This is a genomic window from Streptomyces xanthii, from assembly GCF_014621695.1.
Taxonomy (GTDB): Bacteria; Actinomycetota; Actinomycetes; order Streptomycetales; family Streptomycetaceae; genus Streptomyces; species Streptomyces xanthii.
The window spans coordinates 2,156,692-2,176,369 of record NZ_CP061281.1 but is presented as its reverse complement, the minus strand read 5'-3'; the positions used below and the strand labels follow the sequence as shown (position 1 = coordinate 2,176,369).

The window sequence follows — 19,678 nt, the reverse complement described above, 5'->3', positions numbered from 1 at the left end:
CGAGCCTCAGGCCCGCCCGGCCCGCCCGGCCCGGCCTGGCCCGGGCCCGCCGCGCCGTGCGCCAGGCCTCACGCCTCGCGCAATGCCGCCTCACGCAGCGCGCTGCCGAGCTCGAAGGCTTTCTTGAACGTGTCGGGGGCGAGCAGCCGCCGGATCCGCCGCTCGACGGGCGTCACGTCGGGGTCGTCCACGATCAGCTGACCGCGCAGCGCCGAAGCCGCGCCGAGCAGCGTCGCCGCCTGCTCCGGCCCCGCCGCCCGGGACGCCAGCGCCTCGGCCACCTCCGCCAGTTCGAGCTCTTGCGTCTGGCCCCCGGTCGACAGCGCCCGGGCCTGGCGGAACCAGTCGTCGGCCTCGTCCACGCGTCCCTCGGCCAGCGCCGTCCGGCCCAGGCCGAGGAAGATGTGCACGGTCTGGCCGACGCTGTACCAGGACCGGGCGCTCGTCTCGAGCGCGGACTCGTAGTGGGTGCGGGCCGCCGCCGTGTCCCCGGCGAGCCGGGCCGCGTCGCCCAGACCCCAGTGGGCACCGGCCACCTTGTCGTGCGCTCCGATGCCGCGCGCCAGCTCGGCCGCCCGCGCGAAGTCCACCGCGGCCTCCGCGTGCCGTCCGCTGCGCAGCAGAACCGTGCCCCGCCTGCACAGCAGATCCGCCGTCTCCTCCGGCGCCGCCAGTTCGCGCGCGAAGGCGAGTGCCTCGTCGATCAGCTCCAGGGCGCGCTCCCGCTCCCCGCGCCAGTCCGCGTAGAGGCCCAGCTGGTCGAGGGAGTTGGCCATGCCCCAGCGGTCGCCGCAGGACCGGAAGCCTTCCAGCGCCTGCGCGAACAGGGCCTCGGACGCCGTGGGCCGGCCCGCGAACTGCTCCTGGAAGCCGAGTCCGACGGCCAGCAGCGCCTGCCCCCAGGGGTCGTCGCCGACCTGGGCGCGCACCCGCTCGTCCTGCGACCGCTCGGGGCCGACCGCCAGCGTCCACAGGACCACGGTGAAGGGCAGCCGCAACTGCCGGTCGATCGTGGCCAGGACCCGGTCCGCCCGTGCGAGCAGCTCGTCGTCCTCGTCACCCGTCACCGCGTTGAGCCCGCACAGGGCGTACTCCTCCTCGAGTCCGGGCGGCGGTGTCGGACCCACCGCGTCCAGCAGGTCGCGGGCGAGCGCGACGCGCTGACCGGCCAGGCCGTGCAGCCGCCAGAACCAGGACAGGGCCGCCATCAGCCGCAGGCCGCCGTCCGGTGCGCTGCGCACCAGGTGACGCAGCGCCGCGTCCAGGTCGCCGCGCTCGGCGGAGAGCCGGCTCAGCCAGGGCAGTTGGTCCGCGCCGCGCAGCAAGGGCTCGGCCCGCTCCGCGAGGCGCAGGTAGTACGCGGCGTGGGCGTCCTTCAACGTGGCGAGCGTCTCGTCCGGCAACTGCTCGGCGCAGAAGGCACGGATCGTCTCCAGCATCCCGTAGCGCCCGTCGGACGCGTCCAGGAACGACTTCTCGGCGAGCGAGGCCAGCAGATCCTCCGGGTACGCGATGCCGCACACGGCCTCCACCGCGTCCAGCGTCGCGCCTCCGGAGAGCCCGCCCCCGCTGAAGACCGTCAGCCGGCACGCCAGATCGCGCTCCTCGTCGTCGAGCAGCTCCCAGCTCCACTCGACGACCGCGCGCAGGGTGCGGTGCCGGGGCGCCTTGGTGCGGTCACCGCGCGACAGGACCCGGAACCGGTCGCCGAGGCGCTCGGCCAGTTCCTCCACCGTCAGGGTGCGCAGCCGGGCGGCGGCCAGCTCGATGGCCAGGGGGAGTCCGTCCAGTGCCGTGCAGATGCCGTCGATCGCCGCCACGCGCGCGGGGTCCTCCGCGGCCGCGTCGAAGTCGGGACGCACGGCCGCCGCCCGGTCCCGGAACAGCTGAGCCGCCGGACCCGCCGCCAGTGGGGGCACCGGACACAGCGCCTCGCCGGTGATCCCCAGGGCCTCCCGGCTCGTCGCCATGATCCGCACTCCGGGGCAGGCGCCCAGCAGCAGCCCCGCCACCCGGGCCGCGCCCTCCACGACGTGCTCGCAGTTGTCGAACACCAGGAGCGCCTCCCGCTCCTCCAGCACGGCGATCAACCGCTCCGTCGCGTCCGCGCTCTGCGGCCCCCGCAGCCCTTCACGGACGCCGAGTGCGCTCAGCACGGCGTACGGGATCTGCGCGCCGTCGGCGAGCGGGGCCAGCTCCACGTAGCAGACGTCCGGGCGGGACCGGGCCGACTCCATGGCCAGCCGCGTCTTGCCCGCGCCACCGGGCCCCGTCAGCGTGACCAGCCGGGCCCCCGCCAGCAGCTCGTCGATCCGGGCCAGCTCCTCGGCCCGCCCCACGAACCGCGTCAGCTGCGCGGGCACGCCCCGCTGACGCTGCGGCTCCCGTCCTTGCAGCAGCTCCAGGTGGAGGGCCGAGAGCTCCGCCGACGGGTCGGCGCCGAGCTCCTCCGCGAGGACGCTCCTCGCCTCCTCGTAAGCGGCCAGCGCCTCCGCGGGACGGTCCGCCGCGTGCAGCGCGCGCATCAGCAGGGCGTACAGCCGCTCGCTCAGCGGATGCCGGGCCAGCAGCTCACGGATCTCGGCGATCAGGTCAGGGCCCGAGCCCAGGGCGAGATCGGCGGCGATGCGGTCCTGCAGGGCGGTCAGCCGCAACTCCTCCAGGCGCGGCAGCTCGTCCGGTGCGGGGCCGCGCCACAGCGCGAGGCCTTCACGGAGCAGTGCAGCCGCACGCGCGTGGTCGCCGGTCGCCAGGGCCTGCCCGCCTTCGCGCGCGAGGCGCTCGAAACGGTGCACGTCCACCGCGTCACGGTCGGTCACGAGCCGGTATCCGGCGGACCCCGTCTCGATCTTCAGGTCCAGCCGCTTGCGCAGCCGCGAGACCTGGGACTGCAGCGCGTTCGCCGCGTTCGCCGGCGGGTCCTCGCCGTAGAGCCCGTCGATCAGGCGCTCCGGGGAGACGGTCCGGCCCGCGTCGAGCAGCAGCAGGGTCAGCAGGGCACGGGGACGCGGCCCCCCGGGGTCCAGAGGGCTTCCGTCGGGGGCCCGCACGTCGAGAGGGCCGAGGATGCCGAACCGCATGCGCAGAGTCTCGCAGCCGCCACCGACAGTCGGGCCGGAGATCGGGGATCTTGCCGCGGACCGGTGACGCGTCCGCGTGCGGACATGAAAAAGCCGGCCCCCGAGGGGACCGGCTTCTCAAGCAACCAGCGAGGTGGCCGCGCTACGCGTTACGTCAGCGCGAGACCTTGCCGGCCTTGATGCACGAGGTGCAGACGTTGAGCCGCTTCGGCGTCCGACCGACCACTGCACGCACGCGCTGGATGTTCGGGTTCCAGCGACGGGGCGTACGGCGGTGCGAGTGCGAAATGTTGTTGCCGAAGCCCGGCCCCTTGCCGCAGACGTCGCAGTTGGCAGCCACGGGTCACTCCAAAGACTTCAGATGCACTTACGGTTGATCCCGGCATGCCGGGATCGAGATCGGAGGATCTGAGTGGCGGTGCCAGGGGATAGCCCGACGGATATCGGGCAACCGGAGCAGCATACAACGGCTGCTTCGGTAGAACGAAACTACCATGACCTGCCGGGAGGCTGCTCCGGCCGGGTGGACCCGGCCCTCTTCCTGACGAGCGCTCCGGCGGGGTCTACGCTGCGATGCCAGTCCAGCTGTTCAAGGAGGCGCAGGTGCCGCAGGTGCCGCATGTGCTCGACGTCGTCGCGGTGCGCGCCTGGTGCTCACTCGCCCTGGAGGCGCTCGGGCGCGACCGTGCGGAGATCGACGCGATCAACGTGTATCCGGTCGCGGACGGGGACACCGGCACCAATCTCTACCTGACCGTCGAGTCCGCGCATCAGGCCGTCGAGGCCGTCTTCGCGGGCCTCGGAACCGGTCCGGAACCGGCCGGTCCGACGCTGGCCGAGGTCGTGCGCGCGATGGCGCACGGCGCCCTGATCGGTGCCCGGGGGAACTCCGGGACGATCCTCGCCCAGCTGCTGCGCGGCATGGCCCAGGTCCTCGCCGACGACGGTACGGGTGACGGGGATCACGTGGCCGGGGCCGATGCGGGGGCGCTGCGTCTCGCCCTCCGTAGAGCCGCGGACTCTGCGCGGGACGCGGTCGCCCACCCTGTGGAGGGCACGGTGCTGACCGTGGCACGGGCCGCCGCGGACGCCGCCGCGCTCGTGGAGGGAGACTGCGGGGCCGTCGTCCGCGCCGCCTATGAAGGCGCGTGCGCGGCGCTCGACGCGACACCGGAGCAGCTCGCCGTCCTGCGCACCGCAGGTGTGGTGGACGCGGGCGGGCGCGGGCTCGTCACCGTCCTGGGAGCGCTCAGCCAGGCCGTCTCCGGAGAAGCGGCGCCGCGGCACAAGCAGGCACCCAGGGCCGTGCCCGAGGCCCCCGCAGAAGCGGGCGGCTCCCTCGAGTGCCCCGACGAGCACGGGGGCGCGGGGCCCGCCTTCGAGGTGATCTACCTCCTGGAGGCCGACGACCGGGCCGTCGCGCGACTGCGCACCCGGCTCGACGCCCTCGGCGACTCCCTGGTGGTCGTCGGCGGAGACGGCCTGTGGAACGTGCACGTCCACGTCGACGACGCGGGCGCCGCCGTGGAAGCGGGCGTGGAGGCCGGCCGCCCGTACCGCATCCGCATCACCCACTTCGGCCTCGGGGACGCGCACACGGGCGGCGGCGCCACACCGCCCAGGGAACGGGCGCAGCGCGCCGTCGTGGCCGTCGTGCCCGGCGACGGGCTGGCCGGGCTCTACGCGGAGGCCGGCGCGACCACCGTCCCGGACCGGCCCGGCGAACCTCCCGCCAGCGGGGAACTCGTCGACGCGATCCGCCGCGCCCACGCGCGCGAGGTGGTGCTGCTGCCGAACGACGCGGAGCTGCGCCACACCGCCGCCGCGGCGGCCGAACAGGCCCGCTCCGAGGGCGTACGGGTCGCCCTGATCCCGACCCGGTCCGCGGTCCAGGGCATCGCCGCGCTCGCCGTGCACGAACCCGACCGGCGCTTCGACGAGGACGTCGTCGCGATGACCTCGGCGGCCGGCGCGACCCGCTACGGCGAACTGACCGTCGCGGAGCGGCAGTCGTGGACCATGGCCGGGATCTGCCAGGCCGGCGACGTCCTGGGCCTCATCGAAGGCGACGTGGCCGTCATCGGCCACGAGGTCCCGGCCACCGCCCGCACGGTCCTGGACCGGATGCTCGCGGCCGGTGGGGAGCTCGTCACCCTGGTGCTCGGCGACGAGGTCCCGGACGAGGTCGCCCAGAGCCTCGAACAGCACGTCCGTGAGTCCTACCTGGCCGTCGACACGGTCGTCTACCGGGGCGGCCGGCAGTCGGCGCTGCTGCTCATCGGCGTCGAGTAGCGGCCTCTCCTCGTCGGCCGGCGGCCCCGTCGTGCGCGGTCTCCGGTCCGGCCGCTCGGGTGACCGGACCGGAGGCGCACCCGCGCGGGTCTAGCCCCGCAGCGCCTCCAGGGCCTCCCGAGCCTCGTCGCGGGCCTCCGTGTCCCCGGCCTCGTCGAAGGCCGCGGCCGCCCGCTCCAGGTGCTCCTGCGCGTCCGGGGCGTCCCGGCGAGCCAGGAGCTGGGCGAACTGGCGGTGCGTGTGGCCCAGTTCGGCCAGCAGGGCGGCACGGTCGTCGCCGGCGTCGGGCAGAGCCTCCTCGCAACCGGTGATCGCGGCCTCCATGCAGGCGCGCTCGGCGTCCGCGTCGGCGGAGTCCAGCCAGGCACGCGCGCGCAGACAGCGCACCACCGCGCCCGTCCGGCCCAGGGAAGCCCACAGCTCGCCCGCGCGCACGTACGCGCGGTCGGCGTCCTCGGGACGCCCGGCCCGGTCCAGCGCGTCGGCGGCCAGGTTCGCGAGCATCGCGTGGTCCCGCTGCTCCGGCCAGTGCTGGGCGAGCTCGGCCGCCTGCAGCCACGCCTCGGCGGACTGCAGGTGCTCGCCCAGGGCGCGGGCGCAGTCGCCCAGCCACCAGCGGGCCTGCACGATCGCGCCGTCGCCGTGATCGTCCGACGTCAGGTCGAGCAGCGCCGACTCCAGAATCTCGGCCGCCTCCGCGTGCCGGTCCTGGCCCAGCAGATGGCCGCCCAGCTGGAAGCGGGCCCAGGCGCCGAGCCCGGCGCCGTCACCGGCCTCGTCGGCCCAGTGCGCCGCCTCGAGGGCGTGGTCCGACGCGCCCCGCGCGTCACCGCCCGCGGCGAGGAGCTCCGCCAGCTGGAGCTGCAGCTGCGCCACGTCGTGCGGCTCCAGGACGCCCGCGCCGTGCTCCAGGGCCGCCCGCAGCCGCCGTTCGCCCTCGTCGAGGTCGCCCCGCTCCCGGGCGAGACCGACAAGGCGCATGTCGCAGTCCACGGCCGCCCACGGCCGCTCCGCCGCCAGATGCGCCTCCACCGCGCCCTCGAACAGAGCGCGCGCCCCCTCGTCGTCACCACGGTGCACCGCGATGTCACCGAGCATGCCCCGCGCGGCCGCCGCCTGGGAGGCGAGGCGGGGAACGTCGGGGAACCGCTCGGCGAGGCCCAGCAGTTCCCGTACGCACGCCTCGGCGTCCGCGATGTCCTCGTCCCCGGCGTGCCCCATCAGCAGGATGCGCGCCCGGCTCGTCAGCACGGCCGTCACCGGCCTGGCCGTCTCCGCGTCCAGTTCCGCGAACCCGTCGAGCACCACCTGCTCGTACGGCTCCCGGATCGCCGCGCGCGCCTCGTCCAGGCGTCCCGCGCGGGCCAGCGCGAACGCCCCACGCGCGCGTGCCGCGCGGGCCTCCGCCGGGTCGCCCGCCTCCTCGAACAGTGCGGCCGCGCGGTCGAAGCCGCCGGCGGTGTCGTCGGAGTGGATCGCCGCGTAGTCGGCGATCTCCGCCCGGTCGCGGACCGTGAGCTCCAGGCCCTCGTCCTGCGCCGCACGCGCGGCCGTGGCCCAGGCCCGGGCGGCCACGGGACCACCCGTGGCCGCCGAGAGCCGCCGGGCCTCCGCGACCAGGGACGCGGCGTCCCGCGGCCCCGCGTCCGCCGGAGAGGCCGGCGCCACCGGCACGGCGACCGACGGGCGGGCGACGCGCACGCCCAGCGGGAGCCGCTCCACGAGCGGCCGCTGGTCCATGCGCTCGCGCACCCGCCTGCTCACCACGTCCGTGCCGTTGCGCGCGTCGAAGCGGGCGGCGACCGCCAGCGCCTCCCCGCGCGCGTGCACGGCGAGTTCGGCCGCGGTCCAGTCGCGCCCGGCCGGCCCCGGCACCCGCTGCTCGCCCAGGCCCAGCCCGACCAGCCGGTCCATGACCAGCGCCGTCACCGCGAGGAAGTTCTTCAGGCCCTGCGGGTCGCCGCTGTCCGTGAAGTACGCGGGCCGCTCCGCGAGCAGCTCCAGGGCGCGCGCCTCGTTGCCCGTCAGGGCGCAGAACTCGACGTGCGACGCGAACGCGCCCCGCATCGACTCCATCTGCCGCACCAGGCGGAGCCCCCGCAGGTGGTTGGCCCGCGCCTCCTCCGGACGCCCCAGACGCAGCAGCGGCAGCAGCGACGAGGCCAGCGCGGCGTGCGGCTCATGGGCGCACGTCAGCTCGCCCGCCAGGACGGGACCCCACAGTTCGAGGGCCCGTTCGTCGTGGCGCAGGTCCGCCTGACGGGCTCCCTGGCCGTTCAGCTCACAGGCGTGGCAGTCGGCCTTGTCGTCACGGTCCGCCGCCAGCCACGCGTCGTACGCGCGCGTGGCCCGCTCCTCGTCGCCCAGGTGGTCGGCCACGTAGAACTCGCTCATACGGACGGCCCGTTCGGAATGGCCCGCCACCTTGTAGCGGTGCTCCATCTCGCCGAGCCACTTCTCGATGGAGGCGAGCGGGATGTGCGGCTGGTTCAGCATCCCGTTCGTCATCCACTTGAAGACCCAGTGCAGCGAGTGCGTCTCGTAGGCGTCGAAGTCCTCGGGGTGCTCGTCCCACATGCGCAGCAGACGCGCGAAGGGGACGAACATCTTGTCCTTCTCGGAGCTGTAGTTGTACATCTGCAGCTGGTGGCTGAGCGCCTCGATCACCCCGAGCGCGACACCGAGCCGCTCCGCCTCGGCGAGCAGCGCCTCCGCGCGGGCGCCCCGCGCGGGACCCTCTGGCCGCGCCGCGTTCTCCGCCATCGCGTGCCGCAGGGCGTCCAGATCCATGGTCTCGCTCATCGGGGGTCCTTTCCGGTGCCGGGGTGCGTGGCCCACTCGAGGAGGCCGATGAACGAACGGTTGAGGAGCGCCGAGTCGGCGGGGCGCAGCGGGCGCTGCGCCATCAGCAGCGCCTGCCCGTACAGGGCCTCCGCCGCCGTGCCGATCAGCTCCGGGTCGTCGAGCGAACTGACCCTGCGGATCAGCGGGTTGAGGTGATTGAGCACCAGACGCGCGCGGGGCGCGCTGCCGCGCAGCGAGCCGAGAATGCCCGCCCACAGGTCGTCGGCCTGGGCCTCCGCCTCCGCGCGGGCCTGCTCGTGCCGGGCCGCACGGTCGTCCAGGTGCAGCGCCGGCACCGTCAGCGGATGGAAGGCCCGCAGGGCCACGTCGCAGCCCAGCGGGTCGAGCTTGGCCCGCGCGGCCGCGAGGAAGCCCGCCAGGGCCAGCTCCTCCGCCGGGTCCACGGCGTCGAGATGCGCGGTGACCGTCTCCGCGTCCAGCTCCGCGACCGCCGTGCCGGGACGCACGGACGGCAGCGCCTCCACCAGATCGGCGTCATACGTGTAACCGCCGTTGACCACCCCGATGCCCTGCGCCGACGCGATCGGAGCGACCTGCCGGTACTCCTCCACGGTGCGCGTGAAGTGCACGACCGGGTGGCGCTGTGCGAACTCCTCCAGGGAGAGATGCCCGTCCGTCGTCTCGAACGGCAGCCACGGAAGCATCGTCCGCAGCATCTCCTTGTCGTGCCGCGCCAGGGACTTGACCCCCAGGTGATGCACGGACAGGAAGGCCGACAGCCGCTCCGGGGAACCCGCCGCGAGCGAGGTCAGCCACTCCCGGATGCGTTCGCCCAGGGCCTCCCGCACGGCGGCCAGCGTCTCGTCGTCGTACAGCGACTCGCGCGACGCCGTCGGGCGCAGACTGTCCGTGTCGATGACACAGCGCACGAAGAACGCCCAGTCGGGCAGCAGCTGATCGGCGCGCTCGGTGAGCAGCATGCCCTTCAGGTGCACCCGGTGGCTCGCGCGCTGCGCCGGACTGACCGCCTGCGGCAGCACGTGCGCCACGCCCCGGACCCCCGCGAGCGGCACGTCCAGGTCGATCGAGTCCAGCGGCGTGAAGCCGAACACGTCGCGGCAGTGGCCCGCCAGGGCGACCCGGCGGGCGGCCGGACTCGCGTGCTCGCGGTCCCACACGGCCGGAAGGTCCGTCACGGCCGTCTCGCCCACCCGCACGTCGTACGGCAGCAGTGAGCCGAAGTTCCGGGCCAGGGACAGCACCCGCTCCTCGTCCAGCCATTCCGCCGCGCCCGCGCGGGCCTCCAGGTGCACCGTCGTGCCCGGCTCGGGACGCGCCTCGTCCGGCAGCGTGCGCACCGTGTAGGAGCCGTCGTCCCGGGCGGTCCACTCGACCGGCGGGGCATCCGGAGTGCGTGCGCTGCGGCTCACCACACGGATGCGCTCGGCGACCACGAAGCACGCGAGCAGCCCGATGCCGAACTGCCCCAGGAACTCCGCGCGGGCCGACTCCAGGCCGTCGTCGCGCTTGGAGCTGCGGCCGATCGTCGCCAGCAGACTGTGCACGTCCGCCTCGGAGAGACCGATGCCGGAGTCCTCCACGCGCAGCGCCCCGGACCCGGCGAACAGCCGCACGGTGGCGGGGGAGCCGGGCTGCTCGGCGCGGCGGGCGGTGATCGCGTCCACCGCGTTCTGCAGCAGTTCGCGCAGGTAGACCTTGGGACTGGAGTACAGGTGATGGGAGAGGAGGTCGACGAGACCACGCAGGTCGACCTGGAAGGTGTGCGGCGCCTGCGCGCCCGGGGACGTCTGTGAACTTTGTGAAGTCTGGGAATCCATCGTCGCTGCGCCGGTGGGGGGACGGGCGACGGCGCGGGTCGGGCGGCACCACGGGAGGTGACCGCGATCAGGGGCCGGAGCCGGTCATCCTAGGTCCGGCGAGCCGCTCGTGACCAGCGGGTTCCTCGCGGGCACCGGCGGTGGTCGGTGAATGTCAGTGGCGTGGTGTGCAATGGATCTCGTGCCCGCGCTCGAAGAACCGCTGAAGAAAGCGCTCGGTCCCGCCACCGCGAAGGTGATGGCCGAGCACCTAGGCCTGCACACCGTCGGTGACCTGCTGCACCACTACCCGCGCAGATACGCCGAGCGCGGCGAGCTCACCCGCCTCGCCGACCTGCCGCTCGACGAGCACGTCACCGTCGTCGCCCAGGTCGCGACCGCCCGCGTCCTGAAGTTCAACGGCGGCAGCGGACAGCGCCTCGAGGTCACCATCACCGACGGCAGCGGTCAGCTCCAGCTCGTCTTCTTCGGCCGCGGCATCCACAAGCCGCACAAGGACCTGCTCCCGGGCACGCGCGCGATGTTCGCCGGCAAGGTCGGCGTCTTCAACCGCAAGATGCAGCTGGCCCACCCGGCCTACCAGCTGCTGCAGGCCGACTCCTCGCAGGAGGCGGCCGAGGCCGTCGGCTCCTGGGCCGGCGCCCTCCTGCCGATCTACCCGGCCACCGCAAAGCTGGAGTCCTGGAAGATCGCCAAGGCGGTCGACCTCGTCCTGCCCAGCGCCCAGGAGGCCCTCGACCCGCTCCCGGAGTCCCTGCGCGAGGGCCGCGGCCTGGTCCCGCTCACCGAGGCGCTCCTCAAGATCCACCGGCCGCACACCAAGGCCGACATCGCGGACGCCCGCGCCCGCCTCAAGTGGGACGAGGCGTTCGTCCTCCAAGTCGCCCTCGCCCGGCGCCGGTTCGCCGACACCCAGCTCAGCGCCGTCGCGCGCGTACCGAAGCCGGACGGACTGCTCACCGCGTTCGACGCGAAGCTCCCGTTCACCCTCACCGAGGGCCAGCAGAAGGTCTCGCGCGAGATCTTCGACGACCTGGCCACCGAGCACCCGATGCACCGCCTCCTCCAGGGCGAAGTCGGCTCCGGCAAGACGATGGTCGCCCTGCGCGCCATGCTCGCCGTCGTCGACGCGGGCGGGCAGGCGGCCATGCTCGCGCCCACCGAGGTCCTCGCCCAGCAGCACCATCGGTCCATCACCGAGATGATGGGCGAGCTCGCCGAGGGCGGCATGCTCGGCGGGGTCGAGCACTCCACCAAGGTCGTCCTCCTCACTGGCTCCATGGGCGCCGCCGCCCGCCGCACGGCGCTGCTCGACCTGACCACCGGCGAGGCCGGCATCGTCATCGGCACGCACGCCCTGATCGAGGACAAGGTCCAGTTCCACGACCTCGGCCTCGTCGTCGTCGACGAGCAGCACCGCTTCGGCGTGGAGCAGCGCGACGCCCTGCGCTCCAAGGGAAAGCAGCCCCCGCACCTGCTCGTCATGACGGCCACACCGATCCCGCGGACGGTCGCCATGACCGTCTTCGGTGACCTGGAGACCTCCGTCCTCGACCAGCTGCCGGCCGGGCGCTCACCGATCGCCAGCCACGTCGTGCCCGCCGCCGACAAGCCCCACTTCCTCACGCGCGCGTGGGAGCGCGTACGCGAGGAGGTGGGTAACGGGCACCAGGCCTACGTCGTCTGCCCCCGCATCGGCGACGACGAGGACGAGAGGCCCAAGAAGGGCAAGGCCGCCAAGAAGTCCCCCGAGGACGAGGCCGAGAAGCGGCCGCCGCTCGCCGTCCTGGAGGTGGCCGAGCAGCTCGCGCGCGGGCCGCTCCAGGGGCTCACGGTCGAGGTCCTGCACGGCCGGATGCAGCCCGACGACAAGGACGCGGTGATGCGCCGCTTCGCCGCGGGCGAGACCGACGTCCTCGTCGCGACGACCGTTATTGAGGTGGGGGTGAACGTGCCGAACGCGACCGCGATGGTGATCATGGACGCGGACCGCTTCGGCGTCTCCCAGCTCCACCAGCTGCGCGGCCGCGTCGGCCGCGGCTCGGCGGCCGGCCTGTGCCTCCTGGTCACCGAGATGCCCGAGGCCAGCCCCGCGCGCGCCCGCCTCGGCGCGGTGGCCGCCACGCTCGACGGCTTCGAGCTGTCCCGGATCGACCTGGAGCAGCGCCGCGAGGGTGACGTCCTCGGCCAGGCCCAGTCCGGCGTCCGCTCGTCCCTGCGGATGCTCGCCGTCATCGAGGACGAGGAGATCATCGCCGAGGCCCGCGAGGAGGCGACCAAGGTGGTCACCGCGGACCCGGACCTCGACCACCTGCCCGGACTGCGCACCGCCCTGGACGCCCTCCTGGACGAGGAGCGGGAGCAGTACCTCGACAAGGGCTGAGACACTGGGTGACACCACCTGACACCACCTGACACCACCCATCCCCGCATCCCGAAGGGCCGAGGAACGAGATGACCCGCGTGATCGCCGGACGCGCCGGCGGACGCCGCCTGGCCGTGCCGCCGGGCAACGGCACCCGCCCCACCTCCGACCGCGCGCGCGAGGGCCTCTTCTCCACCTGGCAGGCCCTGCTCGGCACCCTCGACGGCACACGGGTCGCCGACCTGTACGCGGGCTCGGGAGCCGTCGGCCTGGAGGCGCTCTCCCGGGGCTCGGCCCACGCTCTCCTCGTGGAGGCCGACGCCCGCGCGGCCCGCACGATCCGGGAGAACATCAAGGCGCTCGGTCTGCCCGGCGCGGAAGCGCGTACCGGCAAGGCGGAGCAGATCGTCGCGGGCCCGGCCCCCGCCACCCCCTACGACCTGGTCTTTCTCGACCCGCCGTACGCGGTCTCGGACGACGATCTTCGCGAGATCCTGCTCACACTCCGCACTCAGGGCTGGCTCACGGACGATGCGCTCGTCACCGTTGAACGCAGTACGAGAGGCGGCGACTTCCGCTGGCCGGACGGCTTCGAGGCACTGAGGTCCCGGCGTTACGGCGAGGGAACGTTTTGGTACGGTCGCGCCGCCTTGACCACCACCCTCACGTGCGACGACGCACGATGACCGGACCGGAGAGCGAGGGACTTCCCGTGCGCCGCGCAGTCTGTCCCGGGTCGTTCGACCCCATCACCAACGGCCACCTCGACATCATCGCCCGAGCCTCCAAGCTGTACGACGTCGTGCACGTCGCGGTGATGATCAACCAGTCGAAGAAGGGCCTCTTCGCCGTCGAGGAGCGGATCGAGCTGATCCGCGAGGTCACCGCGGAGTTCGGCAACGTCGAGGTGGAAGCCTTCCACGGCCTGCTCGTCGACTTCTGCAAGCAGCGCGACATCCCGGCCATCGTGAAGGGCCTGCGCGCCGTCAGCGACTTCGACTACGAGCTGCAGATGGCCCAGATGAACAACGGCCTCTCGGGCGTCGAGACCCTGTTCGTCCCCACCAACCCCACCTACAGCTTCCTGTCCTCCTCGCTGGTCAAGGAGGTCGCGGCCTGGGGCGGTGACGTGTCCCACCTGGTCCCGCCGGTCGTGCACGAGGCGTTGACCGAGCGCCTCCCCAAGAAGTGACACGCACGCACCAGTTGGGCATACAGTCGTCCCGTCCGTCTCCAACACCCCTCACATCCCTGTGAGCAGACGAGAGAGTGGCGAGCACACGGTGGACGTCCAGAAGAAGCTCGACGAGATCGTCGCCGCGGTCGGCAGCGCCCGGTCCATGCCCATGTCGGCCTCGTGCGTGGTCAACCGCGCCGACCTGCTCTCGATGCTCGACGAGGTGCGCCAGGCGCTGCCCGGCTCCCTCGCCCAGGCCCAGGAGCTGATCGGCGGGCGCGAGCAGATGGTCGAGCAGGCCCGCGCCGAGGCCGAGCGGATCATCGAGACCGCGCACGCCGAGCGCGGCACCCTGATCGCCGACACGGAGATCGCCCGCCGCTCCCAGGACGAGGCCGACCGCATCCTGGCCGAGGCCCGCCAGGAGGCGGAGGAGGTCCGCGCGGAGGCCGACGACTACGTCGACTCCAAGCTCGCCAACTTCGAGGTCGTCCTCAACAAGACGCTCGGCTCGGTCGGCCGCGGCCGCGAGAAGCTGCTCGGCACGGGCCCCGGCACGGACGAGCACGGCTACGAGGACGAGGACGCCCCCGAGCGCAGCCAGGACCCCGAGACCCTGCGCCGCGACGCCGACTCCTACGTGGACGCCAAGCTCGGCGCCTTCGAGGCGGTGCTCGCCAAGACGCTGGAGGCCGTCGGCAAGGGCCGCCAGAAGCTGCACGGCCGGATCGCCAGCGACGACCTCGGCGCGCTGACGCTCGACGGCGAGGGCGGTGCGCAGGCGCACACCAGCGACGCCGACTACCTCGCGGGCCTCGCCGAGATCGGCGCCCAGGAGCCGCGGCAGCCCGAGACCCCGCAGATCCCGGCCCAGCAGCCGGTCGCCGCGTACGCGCAGCAGCCGGACCCCTACGCCTACCAGCAGCAGGGCTACGGGCAGCAGGACGCCTACGCCGGGTACCCGCAGCAGCCGCAGCAGCAGCCGGATCCGTACGGGTACCAGCAGCAGGATCCGTACGCGGCGCAGCAGGAGCAGTACCAGCAGTACGGGTACCAGCAGCAGCCGGAGCAGCCGCAGGCGGCCGGCGGGCAGCAGGACCAGGGCGGGGTGCTCGACGAGACCAGCCTCTTCGACACCAGCATGATCAATATGGATCAGGTGCGGGAGTACGAGCGCCAGTACGAACAGGGCCGCTGACCGGCCGCGACCGGGGCCCCCGGGGCCGGATTGGGCCGAGAGCGGATGGTCCAGTATCCTGGCTGTTCGGTCGCGCGTACACGTGCGTCCTGAGCTGCCCGGAAGGATCTCGGCGGCGCTTCACGAGCTTCGAAGAACGAAAGCAGGACCAGCCCTGAACACCCGCCTCGACCACCGCAATCCTCTCGTGTTCGACACACACGAGCTGGGTCGGCGTCCTGGTGCCATGCAGCGGCTGTCCCGCACGATCGGCGCTCCCAAGGACCTCGGTATCCAGGGAGTCATCGAGGTGCCGGAAGGCGCCCCGGTGGAGCTCGACCTCCGCCTCGAGTCGGTCATGGAAGGGGTGCTTGTCACAGGCACCGCCCGTGCATCGGCCAAGGGGGAGTGCGTAAGGTGTCTGGAGCCGCTCGACCAAGAGGTCGACGCGGACTTCCAGGAGATGTTCTCGTACCCTGACGCCGACGACCGGGGCCGTCCCAAGGACGACGCCGGCGACGACGCCGAGGACGACGAGGACAGGCTCTTTCTCGAGGACGGTCTGTTCGACCTCGAGCCTGTGCTGCGTGATGCGGTGGTGCTCGCACTGCCGATGCAGCCGGTGTGCCAGGAAGACTGTGAGGGTCTGTGCTCCGAATGCGGAGTGCGTCTCGCGGACGACCCGGACCACCACCACGACGCCGTCGACATCCGTTGGGCGGCTTTGCAGGGACTCGCTGGCACCATCCAGGACGGCGAGAAGGACGAGATGAGCGGCGCCGAAGCGGAAGCGGGCGTCGACGAGAAGCAGGAGAAGTAGCCGTGGCTGTTCCGAAGCGGAAGATGTCGCGCAGCAACACGCGCCACCGCCGGTCGCAGTGGAAGGCTGCGGTCCCCACCCTGGTTTCGTGTGAGCGTTGCCAGGAGCCCAAGCTGCAGCACATCGCGTGCCCCGCTTGCGGTACCTACAACAAGCGCCAGGTCCTCGAGGTCTGAGCGGCTGGTGAGAGGCACAGTGTCGAGCCCCAAGAAGGCGGATGACGCCAAGAAAAAGGTGGACACGACAGCCTCGTCCCACACGCTTCTGGAAGGGCGGCTCGGGTACAAGCTCGAGTCCGCCCTTCTGGTGCGTGCGCTGACGCATCGCTCGTACGCGTACGAGAACGGTGGCCTGCCCACGAACGAGCGGCTGGAGTTCCTCGGGGACTCCGTGCTCGGTCTCGTGGTCACGGACACCCTCTACCGCACCCACCCCGACCTGCCTGAAGGCCAGCTGGCCAAGCTGCGGGCCGCGGTGGTCAATTCGCGTGCGCTTGCGGAGGTCAGCCGCGGGCTCGACCTGGGCTCCTTCATCCGGCTCGGCCGGGGTGAAGAGGGCACGGGCGGCCGGGACAAGGCGTCCATCCTCGCCGACACCCTTGAAGCGGTGATCGGCGCGGTCTACCTGGACCAGGGTCTGGACGCGGCCGGTGAGCTCGTTCACCGACTGTTCGACCCGTTGATCGAGAAGTCCTCGAATCTGGGTGCCGGCCTGGACTGGAAGACCAGTCTCCAGGAACTCACGGCGACCGAAGGACTCGGTGTCCCCGAGTACCTGGTCTCCGAGACCGGCCCGGACCACGAGAAGACCTTCACTGCTGCCGCCCGCGTCGGAGGCGTCTCGTACGGCACCGGCACCGGCCGCAGCAAGAAGGAAGCGGAGCAGCAGGCTGCCGAGTCCGCGTGGCGTGCGATTCGCGCCGCCGCGGACGAGCGGGCCAAGGCCGCCGAGGCGGAGACCGCCGCCGGCGCCTAGTCCGCCGCTTCCTCACGCCTGCCCTGTCGGCTCACCGCCGGTGGGGCAGGCGTCTTTGATCGTGAACCCCTCCGGAGGAATCCCGTGCCCGAGCTGCCCGAAGTCGAGGTCGTACGGCGCGGCCTGGCCCGCTGGGTGGCCCAGCGCACCGTCGAGGACGCCGAGGTGCTGCACCCGCGCGCGGTGCGCCGCCACGTCGCCGGCGGCGAGGACTTCGCGCACCGCCTCAAGGGGCAGCGGATCGGTGAGCCGATGCGCCGGGGCAAGTACCTCTGGCTCCCCCTGGACACCACCCACACCTCGGTCCTCGCCCACCTCGGGATGAGCGGCCAGCTCCTGGTGCAGCCGCACGACGCCCCGGACGAGAAGCACCTGCGGGTGCGGATCCGGTTCGCCGACGACCGCGGCACGGAGCTGCGCTTCGTCGACCAACGCACCTTCGGCGGCCTCTCGTTGCACGAGAACGCCCCCGACGGGCTGCCCGACGTCATCGCGCACATCGCCCGCGACCCACTCGACCCGCTGTTCGACGACGCCGCCTTCCACACCGCGCTGCGCGCCAAGCGCACCACGCTCAAGCGCGCCCTGCTCGACCAGTCACTGATCAGCGGCGTCGGCAACATCTACGCCGACGAGGCGCTGTGGCGCGCGAAGCTGCACTACGAGCGCCCCACGGCCACGCTCACACGCCCGCGCACCGCCGAACTCCTCGGTCACGTACGGGACGTGATGAACGCGGCGCTCGCGGTCGGCGGCACGAGTTTCGACGCGCTCTACGTCAACGTCAACGGGGAGTCGGGCTACTTCGACCGGTCCCTGGACGCGTACGGACGCGAGGGCCTGCCGTGCCGGCGGTGCGGCACCCCGATGCGCCGCCGCCCCTGGATGAACCGGTCCAGCTACTACTGCCCGCGCTGCCAGCGGCCGCCGCGGGTCACCGCGTAGGACTCACCCGGCGAGGGGCTCAGTAACCGAAGTCCTGCGTCCACCACGGGCCGCCCGCGCCGAAGTGGACGCCGACGCCGATGGTCTTGAAGTCGCAGTTCAGGATGTTCGCCTTGTGCCCGGCACTGTTCATCCACGCGTCCATCACGGACTGCGCGTTGGCCTGGCCGCGGGCGATGTTCTCGCCGCCGAGGCCGGTGATGCCGGCCTCCTCGGCGCGGTCCCACGGCGTCGCGCCGTCCGGGTCCGTGTGGTCGAAGAAGTCCCGCGCGGCCATGTCGGCGCTGAAGTCCGAGGCCAGCGCGGCGAGACCGCTGTCCGCCGTGACGGGAGAGCAGCCGACCTTGGCGCGCTCCTGGTTGACGAGCGTCACGACCTGCGCCGCGGCCGAGGGCACGGCGGTCTTCGAGGGAGCCGGGACGGCGGGCGCCGCGGTCCTGCGCTCCGGGGCGGACGTCGACGGGCTCGCGCTCTTCGTCGAGGGCGCGGCGGACGGCGTCCGCGACGGCTCCGGCTTCTTCGACGGAGTGCGGGACGGCGACGGCGACGCGCTCTTGGACGGCGCGGACGTGGAGGGCGCCGCCTTCGACGGGGTCGCGCGCTCGGTGTCCCGGCTCGCGGAGGACGGCGAGCGCTCCACGAGCGCGCCGTCCGTGCCGCCCTGCGCCTCCACGCTGGGGGAGGAGCCCGCGGCCCGCACCTTGTTGCCGCCGTGCTCGCCGCCGAGCTGGAGGCTGTCGGTGCCCGGTATCAGTCCCGAGGCCACCGCTACCGCGCCCAGGGCGACGGCGGCGGAGACGCCGAGCAGGCCGGCACGGACCGGGACGGCGCGCTTGCGGCGGTGGTGCACGCGGGCACCTCCGGCCGCCGCGGCGGCCGGAGCCTCGCCGCCGAAGGCCTCGGGGTCGTCGAACGGAGCGTAAAGAGGGTGTGCGGGGGAACCTTCGGCGCCGTGCACGCCACCGGGAGAGCCCGGGTGGTCGGTGCCGTACGTGCCGGGGGTGGTCTCCGCGGCGCGGCCCGTGGCGGCGCGTCCGGCGGCGGAGCGTCGGTGGCGTCCCATGTGCTGGCCTTCCTCGTCCTCGCGGTCGTCCATGTTCCTCACCCGTACGAGTGAGTCTCATCGGTCCGCGACGGTACCCCAGAACACCAGGGGGTGAGGTGCTCCGAGTGCATTTGGCCGGTTAGCGTGCAGCCATGAACGAACACGTACGACTCACCGCGTGGGTGCGAGGACGCGTCCAACGTGTGGGTTTTCGCTGGTTCACCAGGGCGCGCGCCCTGGAGATCGGCGGTCTGAGTGGTTTTGCTCTCAATTTGGACGACGGACGGGTCCAGGTGGTCGCCGAGGGGCCGCGGGCGGCCTGTCAGCAGCTCCTCGACTGGCTCCACGACGGCGACACTCCCGGCCGGGTCGAGGGTGTGACTGAGATCTGGGACACGCCGCGCGGGGGGTACGAGGGGTTCGCGATCCGCTGACGGTCACCGCGAGCGGCGCCCCGCGCACCCGCCGTGCGCATGCTCCGGGCAACGGCTCCGAGGGAAAAGCCCCTGGTGGTTGCCAAGAAGAGGGACTCGTGGCAGGCTCCGGGAGTACGGATGATCTCCACGCCCCGAGGGCCCCGACGGTCAGGCCGCGCCGCACGTTATCCGGCGCGAAGCCCCCGGGATGCCCGCGAATACGGGGCGTGATCGTGTTGACCGTCAAACTTTTTGGTGAGACTCTGGAAGCCCCGCGCACCTTAGCTGTTTGGCATGTGAGAACGGCAGCACGACAAGAAGTGCCAAGCACCGCGGGTGCGATTCCCTCACGACCCACACCGATTCGGTCGGTCACTCAGTGTGGAGGACCATCCATCATGGCAAAGGCGCTTCTCGGTTACGTCGGCGGCAGCGACCCGCGACTCCTCGCCGAGATGCGACGGCTCCAGCAGCGTGTACAGGACCTGGAATCCGAGCTTGTCCGGATCCAGGCCGAGAACGACGCGCTCGCGGCTGCCACCGCTTCTCACGACTCTCTCATCGAGGGCATCGACGTACCCCAGGCGGAGCCTGCGCTCACCTGACCACATCACGCCGTACGTGGTCGGGCTGCTCGTATCAGCCGCTGACAGATACGCACCAGAGATAGGTACCAGAGATACGCAAGGGGCGCCCCGGCGTCCCTTCTTTCTTCCCCCGTCCCCCTCTCGCGAGGCCGCGAG

Annotated in this window: 16 protein-coding genes; 11 read left to right on the top strand and 5 right to left on the bottom strand. The window is 72.7% G+C overall.

Annotation, left to right across the window (positions count from 1 at the left end):
* Nucleotides 1-68 precede the first annotated feature (68 nt).
* Both IAG42_RS09805 and rpmB read right to left on the bottom strand, forming a co-directional pair.
* A complete protein-coding gene (locus tag IAG42_RS09805) occupies nt 69-3,080 on the bottom strand; it encodes a BTAD domain-containing putative transcriptional regulator (protein WP_188336639.1) in 3,012 nt (1,003 codons plus the stop codon).
* A 154-nt stretch (nt 3,081-3,234) separates the two neighbouring features.
* On the bottom strand, nt 3,235-3,420 hold the full coding sequence (rpmB, locus tag IAG42_RS09800; RefSeq protein ID WP_015036441.1) for a 50S ribosomal protein L28: 186 nt from the start codon (nt 3,418-3,420) through the stop codon (nt 3,235-3,237).
* A 233-nt stretch (nt 3,421-3,653) separates the two neighbouring features.
* On the opposite strand from rpmB, the gene IAG42_RS09795 reads away from it, so the two are divergent.
* Nucleotides 3,654-5,372: a DAK2 domain-containing protein gene (locus IAG42_RS09795; RefSeq protein WP_188336638.1), complete on the top strand. Its 1,719-nt coding sequence runs from the start codon at nt 3,654-3,656 to the stop codon at nt 5,370-5,372.
* A gap of 90 nt (nt 5,373-5,462) precedes the next feature.
* On the opposite strand, the gene IAG42_RS09790 is transcribed toward IAG42_RS09795, so the two are convergent.
* Together IAG42_RS09790 and IAG42_RS09785 are read right to left on the bottom strand one after the other, a co-directional pair.
* Nucleotides 5,463-8,174 (bottom strand): tetratricopeptide repeat protein, encoded by a 2,712-nt coding sequence (locus tag IAG42_RS09790; RefSeq protein ID WP_188336637.1) that lies wholly within the window; start codon nt 8,172-8,174, stop codon nt 5,463-5,465.
* Nucleotides 8,171-10,015 carry an HSP90 family protein gene (locus tag IAG42_RS09785; protein WP_188336636.1) on the bottom strand — a complete coding sequence of 615 codons (1,845 nt, stop codon included), beginning with the start codon at nt 10,013-10,015 and terminating at the stop codon, nt 8,171-8,173. The genes IAG42_RS09790 and IAG42_RS09785 overlap by 4 nt, the downstream gene beginning before the upstream one ends.
* 172 nt (nt 10,016-10,187) lie before the next feature.
* Between IAG42_RS09785 and recG the strand changes: the two genes are divergently transcribed.
* From recG to mutM, 8 genes are all read left to right on the top strand, one after another.
* Nucleotides 10,188-12,398: an ATP-dependent DNA helicase RecG gene (gene recG / locus IAG42_RS09780; protein WP_188336635.1), complete on the top strand. Its 2,211-nt coding sequence runs from the start codon at nt 10,188-10,190 to the stop codon at nt 12,396-12,398.
* Between the two features lie 71 nt (nt 12,399-12,469).
* Nucleotides 12,470-13,066: a 16S rRNA (guanine(966)-N(2))-methyltransferase RsmD gene (rsmD, locus tag IAG42_RS09775; RefSeq protein WP_188336634.1), complete on the top strand. Its 597-nt coding sequence runs from the start codon at nt 12,470-12,472 to the stop codon at nt 13,064-13,066.
* A 26-nt stretch (nt 13,067-13,092) separates the two neighbouring features.
* Nucleotides 13,093-13,572, top strand: a complete 480-nt coding sequence (gene coaD, locus IAG42_RS09770; RefSeq protein ID WP_188336633.1) for a pantetheine-phosphate adenylyltransferase — start codon at nt 13,093-13,095, stop codon at nt 13,570-13,572.
* Between the two features lie 91 nt (nt 13,573-13,663).
* Nucleotides 13,664-14,755, top strand: coding sequence for an ATP synthase F0 subunit B (locus IAG42_RS09765; protein WP_188341284.1), 1,092 nt, complete (start codon nt 13,664-13,666; stop codon nt 14,753-14,755).
* A 154-nt stretch (nt 14,756-14,909) separates the two neighbouring features.
* The gene (locus IAG42_RS09760; RefSeq protein WP_188341283.1) at nt 14,910-15,554 is read left to right on the top strand and encodes a YceD family protein; all 645 of its coding nucleotides are present in this window, start codon (nt 14,910-14,912) and stop codon (nt 15,552-15,554) included.
* A 2-nt stretch (nt 15,555-15,556) separates the two neighbouring features.
* Complete coding sequence (gene rpmF, locus IAG42_RS09755; protein WP_030361955.1) at nt 15,557-15,730, top strand: 50S ribosomal protein L32; 174 nt, start codon at nt 15,557-15,559, stop codon at nt 15,728-15,730.
* 7 nt (nt 15,731-15,737) lie between these two features.
* Nucleotides 15,738-16,529, top strand: coding sequence for a ribonuclease III (gene rnc / locus IAG42_RS09750; RefSeq protein WP_188336632.1), 792 nt, complete (start codon nt 15,738-15,740; stop codon nt 16,527-16,529).
* A gap of 84 nt (nt 16,530-16,613) precedes the next feature.
* Nucleotides 16,614-17,474, top strand: coding sequence for a bifunctional DNA-formamidopyrimidine glycosylase/DNA-(apurinic or apyrimidinic site) lyase (gene mutM / locus IAG42_RS09745; RefSeq protein ID WP_188336631.1), 861 nt, complete (start codon nt 16,614-16,616; stop codon nt 17,472-17,474).
* A gap of 19 nt (nt 17,475-17,493) precedes the next feature.
* Here the strand turns inward: mutM and IAG42_RS09740 are convergent, their stop codons facing one another.
* A complete protein-coding gene (locus IAG42_RS09740) occupies nt 17,494-18,570 on the bottom strand; it encodes a CAP domain-containing protein (RefSeq protein ID WP_223205923.1) in 1,077 nt (358 codons plus the stop codon).
* Between the two features lie 101 nt (nt 18,571-18,671).
* On the opposite strand from IAG42_RS09740, the gene IAG42_RS09735 reads away from it, so the two are divergent.
* Together IAG42_RS09735 and IAG42_RS09730 are read left to right on the top strand one after the other, a co-directional pair.
* Nucleotides 18,672-18,953 carry an acylphosphatase gene (locus tag IAG42_RS09735; RefSeq protein WP_188336630.1) on the top strand — a complete coding sequence of 94 codons (282 nt, stop codon included), beginning with the start codon at nt 18,672-18,674 and terminating at the stop codon, nt 18,951-18,953.
* Nucleotides 18,954-19,333: 380 nt separating this feature from the next.
* Nucleotides 19,334-19,540: a hypothetical protein gene (locus IAG42_RS09730; RefSeq protein ID WP_188336629.1), complete on the top strand. Its 207-nt coding sequence runs from the start codon at nt 19,334-19,336 to the stop codon at nt 19,538-19,540.
* Nucleotides 19,541-19,678 lie beyond the last annotated feature (138 nt).

Coding starts and splice junctions, on each gene's coding strand:
- IAG42_RS09795 (WP_188336638.1), top strand. CDS start 3,654: ATGCCAGTCCAGCTGTTCAAGGAGGCGCAGGTGCCGCAGGTGCCGCAT.
- IAG42_RS09730 (WP_188336629.1), top strand. CDS start 19,334: ATGGCAAAGGCGCTTCTCGGTTACGTCGGCGGCAGCGACCCGCGACTC.
- IAG42_RS09735 (WP_188336630.1), top strand. CDS start 18,672: ATGAACGAACACGTACGACTCACCGCGTGGGTGCGAGGACGCGTCCAA.
- recG (WP_188336635.1), top strand. CDS start 10,188: ATGGATCTCGTGCCCGCGCTCGAAGAACCGCTGAAGAAAGCGCTCGGT.
- IAG42_RS09805 (WP_188336639.1), bottom strand. CDS start 3,080: ATGCGGTTCGGCATCCTCGGCCCTCTCGACGTGCGGGCCCCCGACGGA.
- rsmD (WP_188336634.1), top strand. CDS start 12,470: ATGACCCGCGTGATCGCCGGACGCGCCGGCGGACGCCGCCTGGCCGTG.
- IAG42_RS09785 (WP_188336636.1), bottom strand. CDS start 10,015: ATGGATTCCCAGACTTCACAAAGTTCACAGACGTCCCCGGGCGCGCAG.
- IAG42_RS09740 (WP_223205923.1), bottom strand. CDS start 18,570: ATGGACGACCGCGAGGACGAGGAAGGCCAGCACATGGGACGCCACCGA.
- IAG42_RS09790 (WP_188336637.1), bottom strand. CDS start 8,174: ATGAGCGAGACCATGGATCTGGACGCCCTGCGGCACGCGATGGCGGAG.